Genomic DNA, 17218 nt, shown 5'->3' on the forward strand with positions numbered 1-17218 from the left:
TGATTAACAATATCGTAATTTTTATTATGGACAATTAAACGGATTTGATCTAATATCCTGTCCGATAGTATTGGCAATGTATCCCAGGGTTTGGCTTACTATTATTGCGATATTGCGTTCGCGAAGCGTCGGGCTTTGCCCGAATCGCATTATTATTGGGTTCTCCTAACGGCTCCGAAGGATAATTCCGTAGCGGCGACCGAGCGGGCATCCCATTTCGCCTACTACTTGGCATACTACATTGATACAACAGAAGGAAACACCAGCCTTTTAGCCTAATCACTGAGTGCGATATTTGCTAAAATATACAGGATATGGTATAATTTTGGATTATCAGTAACTACGCACGTAATTTGGGCTCATTTCCCATTTCCTTGTCTACCATTAAAGTGGCAACTGATCCAAAAAATCCCCGAATAGTCCACTGCTAATGCCACTACAGCGATGACCAATACCATCCAATGCACCTTAACTGGAAACATCGAGTCAGTAGCTCAGGTAAACTATCTCCTCAGTCAGGATGGCCTTCGATTCAAAATCAAAACCTTGCCCACTGATGATATTCCTACTGGAATCCATTCCTGGCAAGTCGCCCCCAATACTAGCTCAGATGGTGTAATAGGCTCTCTCTACCTAGAAGCCATGACTGAGACAGTCCAGGAAGAGCAATGGTTAATCGCTGGCAGAGTAGTGCAGTTAGGAAAACGAGGACAGTTTGTACAACTAAAAGTTTCCAGACCAGGACAGAAAACCCTGAAGATCAGTGTCTTAGGCTCTAGCAAGCACATGAAAATTGGGGAACTGTGGGAAGTAGTTGCTAAGCGCCAACGGGATACCCTGATTTTACATCGAGCTTTACCCCAAGGAGAGCACAATTCCAATAGCCGCCCAGCTTCGAAGAAAAACCGTAGCCACAAACCGGTCGAGTCTAGGAAGTATAAACATGAGTCAACATTTCAACAAACCCAAACAACCTTGTTACAGCAGGCTCTGACCAGGCTATCAGATGACCATTATCCCTCCAAATCTACACTAGCTGCTCCCCCGACGGAAACCATTGATAGAGTCTTAGCCACGTTGAAACAGAAAACCGGTGTCAACGATTGGCAATTAGACTTGCCTAAACAGCGAGGTCGAACAAGATGGGAATGGGAAGCGTTCTCCCCTTCAACCCAGCAACAAGCACGAGTGAGTTTGAAGGGAAACTATATCCACTTATATTATTACCAGTTTCCGGATATCCCATCTGCAAGTGTTGATTCTCAATCCTATGATCGTTTAATTGTTACTCCTTTAGGAGCAGCTAGAAGCATTGGTGCCAGTTGTTTCCAAATTATGATTGGTCCGTATGAAGTAGTTTTAGACTGTGGCACTCGACCCAAAGGCTACGACCCTTTGCCCGCCTTGGACTATCTGGATAATCCTAACCTGCTCCTGATATCCCATAGCCATCAAGACCACCTTGGTGCTGTCCCCGTCTTTCACAGCCGCTACCCTGGTGCGCGGATGATTTCCACTCATGGCACCAGGGAAATTGCCCATGTCATGCTCAGGGATGGACTGAAGATACAGCAACTGAATGAAGACTCTCCAGAGTTATTTGATGAGGGCGATTTAGAACAAACCTTGTTTCAATTGGAAACTCAACCAGTAGGCAAAGACTTTGAGCCCTTACCGGGACTAATGGTAAGGTTCATCAATGCCGGGCATATCTTGGGTGCGGCTTGTATCTATCTGCGCTATAAGGATATGTCTTTACTCTACACCGGAGACTTCCACACTACCAATAGTCGCACCACTAACGGATTGAATTTAGCTGAGCTTCCTGAAGCGGATATTTTAATTACTGAGTCTACCTATGGTTCCTCTGTCCACCCCGCTAGAAGAAATCAAGAAACTGCATTGATGGAATCCATTGCTGAAGTAGTGCAAGCTGGGGGCAATGTTTTAATTCCCTCTTTTGCTTTGGGTAGAGCTCAGGAAATCCTGTTAGCGATCCGCACCTCCAAGCTATTTAATAAATTAACAGTACCCATCTTTGTGGATGGATTGGTCAGAGCAGTCACAGAGGTATTCCGAGAAAACCTGGACTTATTGCCTATTCCAGTTCAAAACTTAGTCAAGATTAATGGCCAAGAACCATTCTTTGATAAAACCAGTACACCCCCGATTATTTCTATCGAACACTTTCGGGAACGTCCGATTGCGATCGCAAAACCCAGTGTAATTGTGGCCAGTTCAGGTATGCTCACCGGAGGACCTTCAGTCTATTATGCCTCAGTACTGCTAGAGCGAGAGAATGCTGCCATCTTTATTTCTGGCTACACTGATGAGGAATCCCCTGGCCGACTCCTGCAAAGTATCAAAACTGGGGACACTATTGAACTAGATGGGAAACCAATTACCGTCAAAGCTCAAATCAAACGGTTTAACCTCTCTGCCCATACAGATAAAGTAGGACTCGGACAAGTAATCAACAAGGTAAAGCCCAAGCACCTAGTTTTAATTCACGGAGAATTAGAAGCCTTACACCAAGTAGCCCGGTCTGGAGACAATCAGTCCTTGTTCTATATCCATATTCCTGCTGTCGGGGATAAAATTGAATTAGGAGTAGCACCGGAACAGCTTTCCCGACAGCAGATTGCTAAGATTCAGCAACCCCAAGAGTTTGACGTTATGGTAGAGACTTTTGGGACCGATGCTTGGTTGCGAGTTCCCGAAGAGGTGGTGGAAAAAGACCCTCGATGGCAGACCTTGAGTATCAGCGGCATTATCAAAGCGCGATGGGATGGTGTGAATCTCAAGCTTGCTCCCATGCAACCGGAAATGATAATTCAGGAAGAAGAAATTGAAGCAGGGCTTAAGAGTGGAAAGGATTGCTGTGCCGTGTGTCAGTTTTTCAGTGGTAGATTTTGTGAGTCTCCTGATAGTCCTTTGTTTGAGCGGAGGGTTGATCCCTTGGCAATCTGTGATCAATTTCAATCTAAAGTCCAGGATATGTCAACTCTTGACACTGACCTTCTGTTGGCAGAGGAAGTTGATTATTAACAGGAGCGTTCCCCTGCAGCCGGACTTTAAGATCTTCGCGATCTTCGGGATTTTCCCGGTCTTACCCATTTCAACAAGGCGGCACCCAGATTCGAACTGGGGATAAAGGCTTTGCAGGCCCCTGCCTTACCACTTGGCTATGCCGCCACTAGTTTCTTATTCTATCATACTATATCAGTTTTCAATTTCTTTGAATATCTTTGAATTGCCCATATTCAAAACTTCCTGCGTCCAGTGCGTCCCCTTTGTCCGGTGCTGACCTAGTCAACGAAGACGCAAAGAACACTGATAAGTAGGTTTTTTAGTGGTTAATTGTACCGTTGGGCATAGTTGCCTGATTTAGATTAGTGTTATCGAAATTAGCACCATTGGTCATAGCATCCCTGAGATCAGACCTTTCTAAGTCTGCCCTGGCCAGATCGGTACCATTGAGATTGGCACCACTCAAGTTAGATCCTTTTAAATCTGTATTACTTAAATTGGCACCAGTCAGGTTAGCACCGCTTAAATCCGCATTAGCTAAATCTGCTCCAGCAAAATCGGCACCAGTGAGATTGGCATTGCTTAAGTTAGCCTGACTTAAATCAGCACCGCTGAAGTTAGCACCAGTCAGGTTAGCATTAGTGAAATCTACTCCTGACAAGTCCACATTCGTACAATCTGCCCCACTGAGGTTAGCACCCCTGAGGTCTTTCTCGATCAGGGGTGTACACTTGTTAATATGTCCTGACCCTAGATTATCGTCAAACGCTGTGGATTGGTCTTCAGGTACACTTACCTCTGTTGGCCCTGCTTCTGGGAGTGGTATAGATTCCAATAGCTCCGCTTCTGCGACTGGTCTAGGTTCTACAAAATTAGCTAACCATCCTATACCCGCAAGAGCGAGTAAGACTGTACCCATACCAATCAACATCAGACCAGATCTATGACTATGATGTTTGGGGAGTACGGATTTAGAATGCGTTCGCTTTTTAATCTCAGCAAGGGCTTTTTCCATAAATTCTGGGGGAATTTGTGCCTCTTTACCTGCTTCAATCAACTCCTTGACAGAATAGCTTTGGTTGTGCTGAGCATAGAGTTGAGCCGCTAGGGCGAATACTTGGTGGGCTTGGTCTTCAGGGATACGGTCTTTTGGGAGTTTCATAGTTATTTGGAGCGTTGGGAAGCCAGTCAGAGCGGAGATAGTATAAGTGCCAGGCTGTCAAGCCTGTCAATTTCTAATCTAGCAAGCCAGACTTTTAAGTGTTAATGGTTGGTTAATCGAGCTTGCTTACCTCTCGGCTAAACTGATCCCGAAAGTGAGGGTGATCTATCCCGCCAGTCAAGAAACTTACCTTAAAGTAACGCTGGGCCTATGGTTAATTAGCGTATGCTTTGGATTTATGCTTCTTTATCTTGCGAATACTTGGTAATATAATTGGATCTGTTCGCTCATTTCGCTCATAGTAACGTGGTCACCCTTCCTGTTCAACAAGAGCATCTGTTTAACCGCAGCCTCAACACCATCAAAGGTGTAAAACTACTGTTTGTCGAAGCAGAGCTGCTTTTCGATGTCTCTTGCCCTGATCTTGATGCCCTCAAGCAGCAACTGGAAAATCCCTTCTCGATCTTTGTCTGTGGAGAATTTAATGCCGGAAAATCCAGTGTCCTGAATCGCTTGAGTAATGACGAGCTAGCTGCTGTGGGCATACTTCCGACCACAAACTCGATTCAACCCTATTACCCAGATGGGTTTGATGGCATTGTCTTTATTGATAGCCCAGGCACAAACTCGATCATTGAACGTCACCAAGCACTGACAGAGGATTATCTACAGCATGCTGATATCATCCTGTTTGTCACTTCAGTGGAACGACCACTGACTAAATCAGAGCTAGACTTTCTCTCCTTAGTCAGTAAGATCTGGGTACGTAAAGTAATCGTTATTATTAATAAAGTGGATCTGATCACCCCACAAGAGAGTGAACAGATTATCTCACACGTTAAAGATGGACTTAGTGATGTCTTTACAGAAGTACCACCATTATTTACAGTATCAACACGCACTGGTAAAGACATCGACAGCCTACGAGATTTCTTACTAGAGTTTCTGGTAGAAGCTGAAAAAATACGGCTAAAACTTCAAGGTCCTCAGAACTCTCTGTTAGTTTACCTAGAGCAGTTAGAGAAAAAGAACTATCAGGCACGGGAGAAAGTTATTGCCGAAAAAACCATATTTGACCGATCCCTATTGCGAATCAATGAGCGCATTGAGCAATATGACCTGATTTTTGGTGTTTTTAGAGAAAAAATTCGTGACCTGTTTACCAATCTAATTCAACAATTACATAAGCTAATCCAGGATAATTTCGCCTTCATTAGCCTATTGAAAAAGCGTATTATTAGGGAAGACGATCTCCTGGAAGAAAAAGTAGCTAGGGCGATCAAGGAGGTAAAACTTGAGCAACAGATGGAGGATATTGTTAAGGAAGCAGCATCAACCCTTGTGAAATATCGAGAACAAATTATTCGCGAAGCTAGGGAAGATTTACAAGTAGCAGCAACCCTCTCAGAGGACTCATTTCAGGTTCCCGAACTTAATAGTGGTAAAATTGATACCACTGCTATATCTGAAAATCTTAAGGTAGCTTCAGAAAAGGGACTCAACAACTTTTTGACCTTGGGAACAGCTGCCGCAGCAACAGGAATTGGGGGACATGTAGTAGCCACCGCTGCACTATTTGATCTGTCAGCTTTTGTACTAGCTCTGATGTTGACCATGTTTAGCTTCAATGCAGTTCCTAAACAGCGTGATAAGGCAACCCAACAGCTTGATGAAACCTTGCGTGAGTTGCAGAATAACTATACCGATAAGCTAAAACAAGGTTTGCAGCAAGAATTGGTAAACAGCCTCAAGCAGTTCACTGATTCTCTGAAGCCGAGACTGGGGAAAATTGAGCATAAACTCGCTGCCAGTCAATCCTTGGAGGATAATTTACAAAGTCTCCGGCAGGAGATTAACGATATTCTAAAGGAGGTAGAGCAGCTATAGCTGTCATGGCTGTTTCATCGAATGATTTTTAATATTCATAGTCGCAAGCTCACGGTATACCCTGATTCGGAACGAGTGTTTGTTCATCTATTTGGTTCACAACCAACAGCATTCTGGCTAGACAGCTCTCGCATAGAACCTGGTCTATCTCGTTTTTCTTTTATGGGAGATGGTACAGGACCAAACAGCCTGCTAGTGCAATACTCGATTACTGACCAAAAACTTACCATTAACTGCTCGGGACAAACAACACATAGTAGAGAAAGTATCTTCTCCTATCTACACAGAGAACTTGAGCGCCGATACAACTGTTTAGAAGGACTTCCCTTTGACTTTAATTGTGGTTTTGTTGGCTACTTTGGTTACGAACTAAAAGCCGAATGTGGAGGAAAGCTCGTCCATCAATCGCCATTTCCAGATGCGATGTTTCTCTTAGCAGACCGAATTATTGCTTTTGACCATCAAGAGCAAGTAACCTATCTGTTGTGTCTGACTAAAAAAGGAGAAAATAGCCACGCCAATGCCTGGTTTGAAGGTATCGAAAAACAGCTTTGTACTCTACCTCCTCTGCCTCCCATTGAGTTAGACTATACTCATCGAAAAGTTAGCTTTCGATTGAGTCGTTCCTACCAGAGATATCTGGAGGATATTCAAGAAAGTCTGGATCAGATTAAAGCTGGAGAAAGCTACGAAATTTGCTTGACTAACAAAATTTATGCCAATATCGAACTTGACCCCTTGGCATTTTACCGAAGGTTGCGCCAACTCAATCCTGCACCCTACTCTGCCTTCCTAAAATTTGGCGAGCTAGCTGTGGCTTGTTCATCCCCAGAACGATTCCTGAAAATTGACCCCTCAGGTTGGGTAGAATCTAAACCCATCAAAGGAACTGCTGCACGAGGCCAAACAGAAGAAGAAGATCGACTGTTGTGCGAAGCGTTACGCACTCAGGAAAAAAACCGTTGTGAAAACATCATGATTGTAGACTTACTTAGGAACGATTTGGGCAGGGTTTGCGAAATTGGCAGTGTCCATGTCCCTAAGTTAATGGATGTGGAAACCTATGCCACAGTTCATCAACTGGTGAGTACAATTCGGGGTCGTTTGCGTCCAGATGTAAGGGTAGGAGACTGTATCCGTGCCACATTTCCTGGAGGCTCCATGACTGGTGCTCCTAAGATCTCAACCATGGAGATTATTGATCGATTGGAACTTCAGGCCAGGGGAATCTATTCCGGAGCGATCGGGTTTCTTGCACTAAACGGTGCTGCAGACCTTAACATTGTGATCCGAACTGCTGAGATTACTCCCAATCAGGTATCGATTGGTATTGGTGGTGCTCTGATTGCGTTATCGAATCCCCAGCTGGAATTTGAAGAAACCCTACTCAAGGCTCAAGCCCTAGTGCGTGCGATTGTCTACACGGTTTGTGGAGAGTTTTCCCCAGAGTTGTTTGATATTGATGGTTTACAAGCCGAGATGGTGAATTGTTAATATAGGAGTTCTCAATGGGTGAACTACCTCGTCCAGGGTTTTAGGGAGTAGGGAGTAGGGGGTAGGGAGTAGGGAGTAGGGGTAAGAAAATTAAATGTACCTTCCGAGCATCACTTGGGCGGTAGAGTACCGAACTTCGTTCGGTAAAGTTGTTGAATTGCCAAGGCTACCAAACCAAGGGTAGTAATACCAAAGATAAACGTGGCTAGGGTACTGACTCCCACTACCAGCGTCCGAACTGCGATCGCAATTTTGAGTGCTGTCTGAGAGTTAGACGTGAGGGGTTTATTAGCAAAGGTTGTAGCAATCGAGGCAGTTAGAAAATAAATAGCGCTTGTCAATCCTCCAGAAATCAATGCTCCCGTAAGGCAGCGCCAGGGCGAAGGTAGCGCTTGAGTACTCTTAGGGGTTTCCGTGTCTTGGTTAGATGTTGTCATTAGTCAAAGCGTGATTAGTCTTAAGCAGGGTTTAAACTATTACCCAGTAGCTTGTTATCTCTACTACGTGTTATGTCTACTAGTTGAACTTTCCGGAGGCTGACCCACAGGGGATTATAACCTGACACATCTCAACCAGTTATCGATACCAGGATCAATAACGAAGCTACCAGATATAATATTACCTTTGTGTTTAATGACTTAGTTTGGCGATGGAAAAATAACTGCTTCCAAGCTTTGTAGAGCTTCTTTGAAGTCTTTATTAACAATAGTCACATCAAATTCATCAGCAGCTTCAATTTCGGCTTTGGCAATAGAAAGGCGTTGGGCGATTACTTCTTCACTATCCTTACCCCTCAAGCGAATCCGCTGCTCTAATTCATCTAGACTGGGGGGTAGTACAAAAATACGCAGAGCAGAGGGAAAGGTTTTATTGATTTTCCTTGCCCCAACCAATTCTATTTCTAAAATAACAGACCTACCCTTCTCAAGAAGCTGCTTGACTGGCAAACTAGGTGTACCGTAGTAATTACCAGCGTACTCAGCCCACTCTAAAAGCTCATCCCCTATGATCATTTCTTCAAACTGGTCACGAGTGACAAAGTAATAGTGTTTCCCATGCACCTCCCCAGGACGTGGTTGCCTGGTGGTTGCTGACACCGAAAGATCAAGTTCCGGGTGTCGCTTCAGGAGCTGGCGCAGCAAGGTTCCTTTACCAACACCAGAAGGACCAGTCAATACAATGAGTCTCCCTGCTTCCATGTTGAGTCTAGTTAAGTTTCAAGCTTAATGGTTACCATTGTGACTATCTTTATTGATAACGAAGCGATGAGCAACAGTTTCTGGCTGAATTGCCGAGAGGATGACATGGCTGGAATCGGTCACAATTACCGCTCTGGTGCGACGCCCGTAGGTTGCATCAATCAGATATCCACGCTCTTTTGCCTCAGTAATGATCCGCTTGATAGGAGCAGACTCTGGAGAAACAATTGCTACAACTCGGTTTGCTGAAACAATGTTACCAAAACCAATATTAATCAGCTGAATGTCCATGAGCAACTAACGGCAAAAGCCGGATGAGAAGCTAGTATAAGTATTCAAGTACAATAGTAGCGACATTAATTTAGCCTTACAAGCCTAAAATCTGGTAAAAAACCGGATTTTAGGGAATCATCCGTTTTCACTGTTGAGTGCATAGGGTGTTTTACTCCTAGATAACCAACCCATGGCTCAAGCTGGAGCAAGGGTGCGTGGGTCACTAATCCTGGGATGATAGCTGCTGATAGGCAAGGTACACAGCCTCCAGAAACAAGTTAGCCGTGACACCTGAGGGTACCTTTTCCAAGGCAATCATGTCTTTGACCTGATCAGCCAGTTGTCGGCTTAACTTCGCTTTTGCCTGAAATGTCATTGCCTCGCGCCGGTGCAAATACTCTCGAATCATAGCAAAGTCTTCTGGCTGCAAGGGGGAGAAATCTGCCTGGGTTTGGAGCTGATTGGCTAAGGCTTGAGCCTGATCGGAGATCTCGAAGCTAGCAGAAGCAATAGGCTGCTCTTCTTGGACTACCAGAGTTCCTGCTAACCAATCTCCCAAGCGTTTTTCTCGTTTGCTAAAGATAATTAAAAATACTCCCAGGAACCATAAATCATCAACAGGTCTTAGCAAAGCACGTAGGGTAGCTTGCTGTAGTCTCACTGGTCTAGCATCATCACGAATGACACGAATTTTGCCATAGCGCTTACCGGGTGTTTGTCCCTGCCATAGGGTTTCAAACAAAACGAAATAACCCACGTAAATCGAGAAAGTAATAAATAGATAAATTGCTAATAGCCACAGCCTTAAATCATTAATACCAAAAAAATAGTCTAATAAGTCCAGCAGTTGGGAAGATAAAACGCCCCAAGCAATTAGAAATACTAATAAAATGAATCCTAAGACAATATAATCAATTAGCAAGGCATAAGCTCGACTGCCAATCCCTGCTAAGGTTAATTCTAATTCAACACTTTCTGGGGTTTGTATAGTGACTCGATTAAAAAAATTAATCGGTGTTGAGGTTAGCTTCCCCATAGCTGCAAATCTATGCCTTCTTTACGACTACATAGATCGTAGTATATCACTGATTTAATGGCTTGCCAGAAGGGAACCAACAACGCACCACTAGCAAAGCTCAGCCCAAAAACTAGCACTAAATACAGCCAGATAAAAATTGCTGAGTCTTGAGGAAACCAAAGAGATAAAACAGTTTGTATGATGAATGTAGCTATCTGTACAGCAATCGAAATGGGTAGTGATATTAAAAAGCCAACAACTACTATCCCTTGAATACGTAATATAAATCCCTGAGTTAATTTCCAGCTGCGACCAATGGCTGCCCTGGCACCGATGGGATTTTCTATAGCCAGCGGTATTTCATAAATCAACAAGCGAGATATAAACCAGATAAATCCAAAGAAAAAAGCAATCATAAAAATACTCAAAACCAGAAATCCTATGATAAGCATAGCAACACTATTCTCAGGGAGAGTATCGAGACTATCTAAAATAGTACTGCTATTCCCAGAAATTGAAGCAAGGACTCCGATCAAGATACTAATAATAACAATAATTACCATTATTGCCACCCAAATTATCAAGGATACTAGGATTGCTACTCCAAACGTTATCAAGGATACTAGGATGCCTGCTCTGAGAAAACTCCACATCCGAGGATTGACATGGCGGCGTGCCTCATTCACTGTTTCTGGACGTTCAATGATTTCCCTAAACGCTAGACGTGAAATTAGCCCAAACATGGCAGAAAACTTAGCCCAGCCATATATGGGAACTAATAGCCATAGATAACCGATAAAAGCTAGACGATAATATAACTTAAAATGGTCGCGGTAGATCCGCAGACCTACATTAACGACATTACCAATACTGAGTGGTCCTAAAGATTGGTTGGGACTAGGCTCATAAGACATGGGTCGATGGGGCTATTGATGGCAAGAGAAGTGTTAACGCTATCTTAAGGGAGGTTTACGAAAATTACACGGAAACTTTATGAATATTAAACGTTGGATTGGGCGGCGGGAAGCAAATTGGAAACAGTTGGATACTCTCCTGCAACAAGTGGAGAAACGAGGAATCAAGTCCTTGCCAGCATCCCAAATCAAGGAACTCGCTAGTTTGTATCGCTCCGTCTCAGCGGATTTAGCCCGTGCTAGAACTAACCAAGTAGGCCATACCCTGGTCAAGGATTTACAACGACTCACCTCTCGGGGCTATAACCAGATTTATCAAGGTTCTCGCCGTCAAGACTGGCAAGGCTTAGGGGAGTTTTGTCGCTGGGGTTTCCCTGCTGTAGTGCAACAGACCTGGAGTTATATTGCGATCGCAACCGCAGTGTTTCTCCTCGGAGCCTTAATTGCCTGGTGGTTGGCTTGGCAAGATCCAGTGTTTATCTCCCTAGTGGTTCCGGAACAGTTAATTGAACAAGTACGCGATCGCCAGGAATTGTGGATGGGTTCGATTTTGGGCATGAAACCCTTAGCCTCCAGTAGCATTATGATTAACAATATATCGGTATGCTTTCGGGCAGTAGCTGGTGGGATTACCTGCGGTGCCTTTACCCTATATGTCATGGCATTCAACGGAATACTGATTGGTGCCATTGGAACCTTAGTGGGTCAAAATAACTTAGCTTATCCCTTCTGGGCATTTGTGTTTCCCCATGGTTCCCTGGAATTACCCGCTATCTTCTTTGCTGGTGGAGCCGGTTTACTCATCGGTAGAGCAATTCTGTTTCCAGGCCAATATCGCCGGGTAGATGCATTGAAATTTTATGGCTCCCAAGCGGCTCAGTTGATGTTTGGGATTGTGCCGATGTTGATTATTGCTGGTATTATTGAAGGGTTTTTATCTCCCAGTCCCTTAGTGCCATCATTCCTCAAGTATTTGGTTGGAATCGGACTGTTTAGCCTTTTGGTTATATATTGTAGTAGCCGGAAAGTCGAGGATACTTCAAAGTAGATTCCGAGCTTTGACTCGTAAGTAGCTCTCAACCAGTTGCTGACTAATCTGATTGGCTGGTGCATCCAAGACCAGAACTCCTTTTTGCTTCAACCGGGCAAAGGCAACTTGGCGCTGGGCAATTAAATCCAGAGCGACAGCACGGGTATAAGCGGCTTGCCCCGGGTCAGGGTTAAGATCAACACTAATTCTCTTTCTCCCCTGCTCCTGGTATCCCCTGTTCCAAAGCTGGTCTTGACTGACAATTTTCTCTAACTGAGCCGTATTAGGGGGAGTGTGCGCTAATTGGTCAACAAGGGGGTCTCGAAGGGTGACACAAAAAGGTAAGTAGCGAGGGGTGAGGCGTTCTAGGGCTGCTAGCAATTCAGCGGAAGCAGTAACATCCACGATGTCTGTAATCAGTACGACTAAAGCACGACGAGTTTGCTGATTAACGACTTTTGTAACAGCACCAAAATAGTCTGGTTCTAATAACACTGGCTGAATCGGAGTGAGGCGTTCTATGAGTTTCGATAGTTGATGTTGACCCCGTTCTGGTGGAATCCAGGTCGTTATGTCTCGATCAAAGACACCCACCCCCACGCGATCGCCCCGATGTAACCCAGCTAATGCTAGGGCTAGAGTACTATTCAATCCCCAATCAAAGCGCTTCAGTTGAAGTACCTGTGCGGTCATCAACCGTCCCCGGTCCAGTAATATAATTAAAGTCTGCTCTTTTTCCGGTTCCAGCACCCTTACTAAAGGGCGAGAGCGGCGAGCAGTGGCTTTCCAATCAATCAGGCGAGTGTCATCACCAATGCCATACTCCCGCAGTTCAGCAAATTCTGTCCCACTACCCAAGCTTCGGGAACGGCGCATGGTACCAGTATTTTCCAGGGTGAGGCGAATAGAAAGCGATCGCAACGTGACTAAGTCTGGATAAACTGCTACGTTCTGACTCCCTGGGATTTTCCAATCATCCCACACCAAGCCCCAAGGACTCAACTGGCGCACGTGAATATCTCCCCAGTGAAACTGACCTCGTTTGGCTGGGTGAACCGTATAGGTTAGTTCCTTGTTACTATTCCGGTCAAGGGTAGCAGTGATGGTTGGGGTGGAAACAGCAAACTCTAATGGATAGTAGTCCTTAATCAGAATTCGAGCAACCTGATTTCTAGATTCCACTGACAGCACAATCAGATTATCTCGCCCAATCGATAACCGTTGTAAAGGGGTGCGGGTTACCTTCACTCGGTTAGGTTTGACCCGTTTTCCATCCCATAAGGCTAAACCAAGGACAATTCCATCAAAGACAAGAGTACTAATTAGACTGATTTGCTGATTAAAAACAGTAGCGAGTAATAATGCGATCGCAATCCCTAGAATTAACAGTAAATACGTTCGTTGTGAGGGAATCATAGTTTTTTTTGAGTGCTGAGTGCTGAGCCACTCACCTAGGCACTGGAACTTGCTTGAGTAATGAAGCAATTACGCCATCGATCTGTAACCCATCTAACTGCACCTCTGGTTTCAGAATCAGACGGTGACGGAGTAGAGGGAGTGCGATCGCTTTTACATCATCCGGTGTCACATAATCCCGTCCTGATAACACAGCTTGGGCTTTACTGGTTTGTAACCAAGCTACAGCAGCTCTCGGGGAGGCTCCCAAAGCTAAATCAGGATTTTGCCTGGTTTGCTGAACTAAGGCTAGCAAATAATCCAGCACCTTCTCGTCTACTTGGATAGCTTTAACCTCTTGACGAGCACTAAAAATTTGTTCTACAGTTGCTAGAGGTTTCAGACGTTCTAAATCCAAACGGCGTCCACGAAATCCTTTCTGAGTATTGAGCAACATTTGCTTTTCTGCCGCCGCGTCTGGGTAATCCACTACCAGCTTGAATAAAAATCGGTCTAACTGAGCTTCTGGTAGGGGATAGGTGCCTTCAAATTCTAGAGAGTTTTGGGTAGCAATCACCCAAAATAATTCAGATAGAGGCAATGTTTCCCCGTCCAAGGTGACTTGCTGCTCTTCCATTGCCTCTAGCAGTGCTGCTTGGGTTTTGGGTGGGGTGCGGTTAATTTCATCAGCAAGCAAAATCTCAGTAAAGACTGGTCCTTTTTTCAGGGTAAAGTTGCGGGTATTCAGGTCAAAGATATTGGTTCCTAAAATATCCGATGGTAGAATATCTGGGGTTAACTGAATTCGCCGGAATTCGGCTTGGATTAGCCTTGCTAGAACTTTGACAAGCAAGGTTTTACCGGTTCCTGGTACCCCCTCAATAATGACATGTCCACCACTAAGCAACGCTACGAGTAACTGTTCGACTAGGGTCGATTGACCGACAATTATTTTGCCAAGGGTTTGCTTGAGGCGGTTCAAGACAGGGAGATCATTGGTCATTTGGTTGATTAGCTATCCTGAACGGACCGTCTTCGTGGTACCAGGATAGCATGGGCAAACTCTGGTTGATTGGGGGTCGGATTAGTTAGGTTTATACGCAGTAGTTTAAGCAATCGGGCAGTTGTGATCATCCCATCAATCAATACGAATTTTCTGCCATTTTCCCAGCCATTTTAGTAAGTCTGACTCCCTAATACGACGTTTACTAGATTGAATTTCCAGCAATTGTTTCAGTTCTGTAGCTGGACGTCCAGTTTGCTCAACCCAGGCATCAATTAGAGCTTGCTCCTCCAGCAGAGTCTGTCCTAATCCCAGTGCTTTTTGCAGTTGCAGTTGTTCGTCTTTTCCCACAACTTCCAACACAAACTCACTGCTGCCTGCTTTTTGCAAAACACCTGCTAATGCTCGGATGTAGGCTTCGCTGTTATCCACGACTGGTTCAGATAAGCTCAATGGTTGTCCAAAGCGCCGATTCAGAGCCCAGATGGCAACCAGAAGAATGATTAATCCTTGGATAAAGGCTGGCAACATAGGGGTTTTCCCTAAATAACTGAATAGAGTCTCACCTACCTCTCGCTTGATCACATCTACATCTTTGTAACCGTGGAGGTATTCATCCACCCAAACCAGATTTTGGTTAGTTAAATTCCCCTCTGGTTTCAAGGGAGTAACCAGTTGGGCTAATAATTCATAGTTAGCCGGAAAGTCCTGATAAGCATTGGCAGCAAGATCCGATGTAGTGGCAAAGATAACTCTACCATCACCAATAGGCTTTTCCCAAACCACCGCACCAAAGCGATCGCTTAAAATTTTCTTCCCCTGATTACCCTTGTATCGCCGCCTGGTGTTAACCTTAACCTTTCCCGTTGAAGCCTCTTGGAGAGTACTAAAATCAGCGTCTGTCACCGGCTGCTTGACTCCCAAAATCACCATCGTATTGCCCTGTTTAATCCATTCTCGCTCTTTACCATAAATAGCATCTACTGTCAACCAACTAGTGACACGCAATAAGGTAACCGAGCCTTGAGCATCTGTCTGATTCGCTAAATCCTCAAAGGGTTTTTGCCAACGCTGTACAGGAGTTCCCCGTTTTGCCATGTAAGCGTACCAAGCGCCATAGCCATAGGGAGCGCGGCTGTAAGTAGAACCGCTATTGATTTTATTATTAGCTGGAGCAGCTACCAGGGTAATCATAATTAGTACCACCATTGCGATCGCACTAATTACCCCTAACCGACGCCTAGGAAATTTCATCCTTCATCCTTGGCCTTAAGGCCGTAGGCCACGCTGCGCGAACGGCCACGCTACGCGAACAACCTTTATCTGCTGATAAGCCTCCTTGCACCGTTCAAAAACCTGACTAGAGACTTCGGCGTTACTAAAACATAACTGCTGGTGGGTGATCAGTAAGATTTGGTATGGTTTAGGTTGCGGTAATTGCTGGATGAGTTGTAGATATTCTCCATCCGTGCGACTGGGATGGCGAGGGGCAATGCCAGTATCGTGTAATTGCTGCAACATCCCCATATACAAGCAACGACAGGCTTCGGTGTAGTTACCCTGCTGCTGATAGTTTTGCGATCGCTCCCACCAATTGACCACTGATAATTCTGGAACTGGTCGTTTTGTCACTCTGTTTGCAGCTTGATTCAGTTGCTGGTAATAATAACTAATATAAGGATGTAATCCTCTCAACAGCCGCACCCCTAGCCAGCTTAGGATTACAGCAACAAGTAACCAAAACGTTATCCTAATCCCCCGGGCTAGCATAGGAGACAGTAACCAAGATGGCAGTGAGCCTTGGGCTTGGTCAAGAGGCACCTGAGACATTGTCAGCTCCCACCACTCCCCGAATTGTCGTTGCAGCAGCTGCAACTGCCAATCCAAACTGTTTTTTTCAAAGGAACCAGTAGACATGTCACTAGTCAAGGCACAAGTTAAGATACTAATAACTAATAATGTTACACAGCGGATTTAGGGCATGGATTAAGTCATCCGTGCATCTGTGTTATTATTGTGTGTAGTCCACCCTTCTATTCTTGCCCATTTCCCATGATCTAAAATAACAGTACTTGAAGCCGGTAAAACTGCTATTTACTAACATGACAAGTCTCTATACTGACATTGATATCAATGTCCCAAAGCAGAAGGTTTGGCAAATTTTGTTCCATAAACAGCAGTGGAAGTACTGGAACACGTTTCTATTTGATTGTGACTCAAATTTACGGTTTGAGCAGGGCAAAGAAGTCTTTCTCTCGCTGCGACGGCTTCCCAATGAAGAAGAGACAGAATTTGAGCCATTGGTGACACAAGTTCAGCCTGGTGTGTGTCTAAGTTGGGTGTCTTCTATCCCTGGCTTTCGTAGTGAATGTGTATTTGATTTGCAAGAAATAGGAGTGGGTCGTACCAAATACTTCCACAAACACTCTTATTCAGGTATATTGTCTCGGGTGTTTCTACCCTTTATCCGAGAGGATGAGTTACGGGGTATTAAACGAATGGCATGGGAGTTGAAGCGTTATGCTGAGGGGTTTTAGAAGGTTAGTATGGCGCTAGCACACCCTTACTCCGGGTGAAGTGTTAAAGATGACACTGTAGACACTAACGACTTAACCACACCCGGAAGCACTGGTTTACCTGACAAGTAATCCCTTAGTAACTAATTCCTTAGTCAAGATAGCCCATAAGTTCATCTGTCCCTTCACTAACATTTGTAGCAATAGGACGATTTTGGGGTAATGGCTTTACGCTCAGCTGTTTCCTATCGATGTATCCTGAGGATCCAGTTCCTTTAGCAGTGAATTGGATTTCCT

General features: G+C 44.6%; 15 protein-coding genes and 1 tRNA gene. 5 read left to right on the forward strand and 11 right to left on the reverse strand.

The annotated features are described in order from the left end of the window. Positions 1-444: 444 nt before the first annotated feature. On the forward strand, positions 445-3048 hold the full coding sequence (locus tag F6K51_RS12235) for an MBL fold metallo-hydrolase (protein WP_293020662.1): 2604 nt from the start codon (positions 445-447) through the stop codon (positions 3046-3048). Between the two features lie 76 nt (positions 3049-3124). Here F6K51_RS12235 and F6K51_RS12240 read toward each other — a convergent pair. Further along, a tRNA-Cys gene (locus tag F6K51_RS12240) sits at positions 3125-3195 on the reverse strand. 154 nt (positions 3196-3349) lie between these two features. After that, positions 3350-4192: a pentapeptide repeat-containing protein gene (locus F6K51_RS12245; protein ID WP_293020664.1), complete on the reverse strand. Its 843-nt coding sequence runs from the start codon at positions 4190-4192 to the stop codon at positions 3350-3352. 273 nt (positions 4193-4465) lie between these two features. On the opposite strand from F6K51_RS12245, the gene F6K51_RS12250 reads away from it, so the two are divergent. Then, positions 4466-6079, forward strand: coding sequence for a dynamin family protein (locus F6K51_RS12250; RefSeq protein WP_293020666.1), 1614 nt, complete (start codon positions 4466-4468; stop codon positions 6077-6079). Between the two features lie 21 nt (positions 6080-6100). Then, positions 6101-7573 carry an aminodeoxychorismate synthase component I gene (gene pabB, locus F6K51_RS12255; RefSeq protein ID WP_293020668.1) on the forward strand — a complete coding sequence of 491 codons (1473 nt, stop codon included), beginning with the start codon at positions 6101-6103 and terminating at the stop codon, positions 7571-7573. Between the two features lie 110 nt (positions 7574-7683). On the opposite strand, the gene F6K51_RS12260 is transcribed toward pabB, so the two are convergent. The 5 genes from F6K51_RS12260 to F6K51_RS12280 all read right to left on the reverse strand — a co-directional run bounded on the left by F6K51_RS12260 (position 7684) and on the right by F6K51_RS12280 (position 10977). Further along, positions 7684-8010 (reverse strand): DUF3082 domain-containing protein, encoded by a 327-nt coding sequence (locus tag F6K51_RS12260; RefSeq protein WP_293020670.1) that lies wholly within the window; start codon positions 8008-8010, stop codon positions 7684-7686. A 201-nt stretch (positions 8011-8211) separates the two neighbouring features. Next, on the reverse strand, positions 8212-8772 hold the full coding sequence (gene gmk / locus F6K51_RS12265; protein ID WP_293020672.1) for a guanylate kinase: 561 nt from the start codon (positions 8770-8772) through the stop codon (positions 8212-8214). A gap of 24 nt (positions 8773-8796) precedes the next feature. Then, positions 8797-9063 carry an extracellular matrix/biofilm regulator RemA gene (remA, locus tag F6K51_RS12270; RefSeq protein ID WP_008191366.1) on the reverse strand — a complete coding sequence of 89 codons (267 nt, stop codon included), beginning with the start codon at positions 9061-9063 and terminating at the stop codon, positions 8797-8799. Positions 9064-9268: 205 nt separating this feature from the next. Beyond that, positions 9269-10081, reverse strand: coding sequence for an RDD family protein (locus F6K51_RS12275; RefSeq protein WP_293020677.1), 813 nt, complete (start codon positions 10079-10081; stop codon positions 9269-9271). After that, complete coding sequence (locus F6K51_RS12280; protein ID WP_293020679.1) at positions 10069-10977, reverse strand: DUF975 domain-containing protein; 909 nt, start codon at positions 10975-10977, stop codon at positions 10069-10071. The genes F6K51_RS12275 and F6K51_RS12280 overlap by 13 nt, the downstream gene beginning before the upstream one ends. Positions 10978-11056: 79 nt before the next feature. Between F6K51_RS12280 and F6K51_RS12285 the strand changes: the two genes are divergently transcribed. Next, the gene (locus F6K51_RS12285) at positions 11057-12025 is read left to right on the forward strand and encodes a stage II sporulation protein M (RefSeq protein ID WP_293020681.1); all 969 of its coding nucleotides are present in this window, start codon (positions 11057-11059) and stop codon (positions 12023-12025) included. Here F6K51_RS12285 and F6K51_RS12290 read toward each other — a convergent pair. The 4 genes from F6K51_RS12290 to F6K51_RS12305 form a co-directional block, all read right to left on the reverse strand. Beyond that, on the reverse strand, positions 12017-13423 hold the full coding sequence (locus tag F6K51_RS12290) for a DUF58 domain-containing protein (RefSeq protein WP_293020683.1): 1407 nt from the start codon (positions 13421-13423) through the stop codon (positions 12017-12019). The genes F6K51_RS12285 and F6K51_RS12290 overlap by 9 nt on opposite strands. Positions 13424-13454: 31 nt before the next feature. Beyond that, positions 13455-14405, reverse strand: a complete 951-nt coding sequence (locus F6K51_RS12295) for a MoxR family ATPase (protein WP_293020685.1) — start codon at positions 14403-14405, stop codon at positions 13455-13457. A 135-nt stretch (positions 14406-14540) separates the two neighbouring features. After that, positions 14541-15659, reverse strand: coding sequence for a DUF4350 domain-containing protein (locus F6K51_RS12300; protein WP_293020687.1), 1119 nt, complete (start codon positions 15657-15659; stop codon positions 14541-14543). Positions 15660-15674: 15 nt separating this feature from the next. Beyond that, complete coding sequence (locus tag F6K51_RS12305; RefSeq protein ID WP_293020689.1) at positions 15675-16334, reverse strand: DUF4129 domain-containing protein; 660 nt, start codon at positions 16332-16334, stop codon at positions 15675-15677. A 173-nt stretch (positions 16335-16507) separates the two neighbouring features. On the opposite strand from F6K51_RS12305, the gene F6K51_RS12310 reads away from it, so the two are divergent. After that, on the forward strand, positions 16508-16942 hold the full coding sequence (locus F6K51_RS12310) for an SRPBCC domain-containing protein (protein WP_293020691.1): 435 nt from the start codon (positions 16508-16510) through the stop codon (positions 16940-16942). The last annotated feature ends 276 nt before the right edge of the window (positions 16943-17218 follow it).

Source organism: Moorena sp. SIO3I8, from assembly GCF_010692325.1.
Lineage (GTDB): Bacteria > Cyanobacteriota > Cyanobacteriia > Cyanobacteriales > Coleofasciculaceae > Moorena.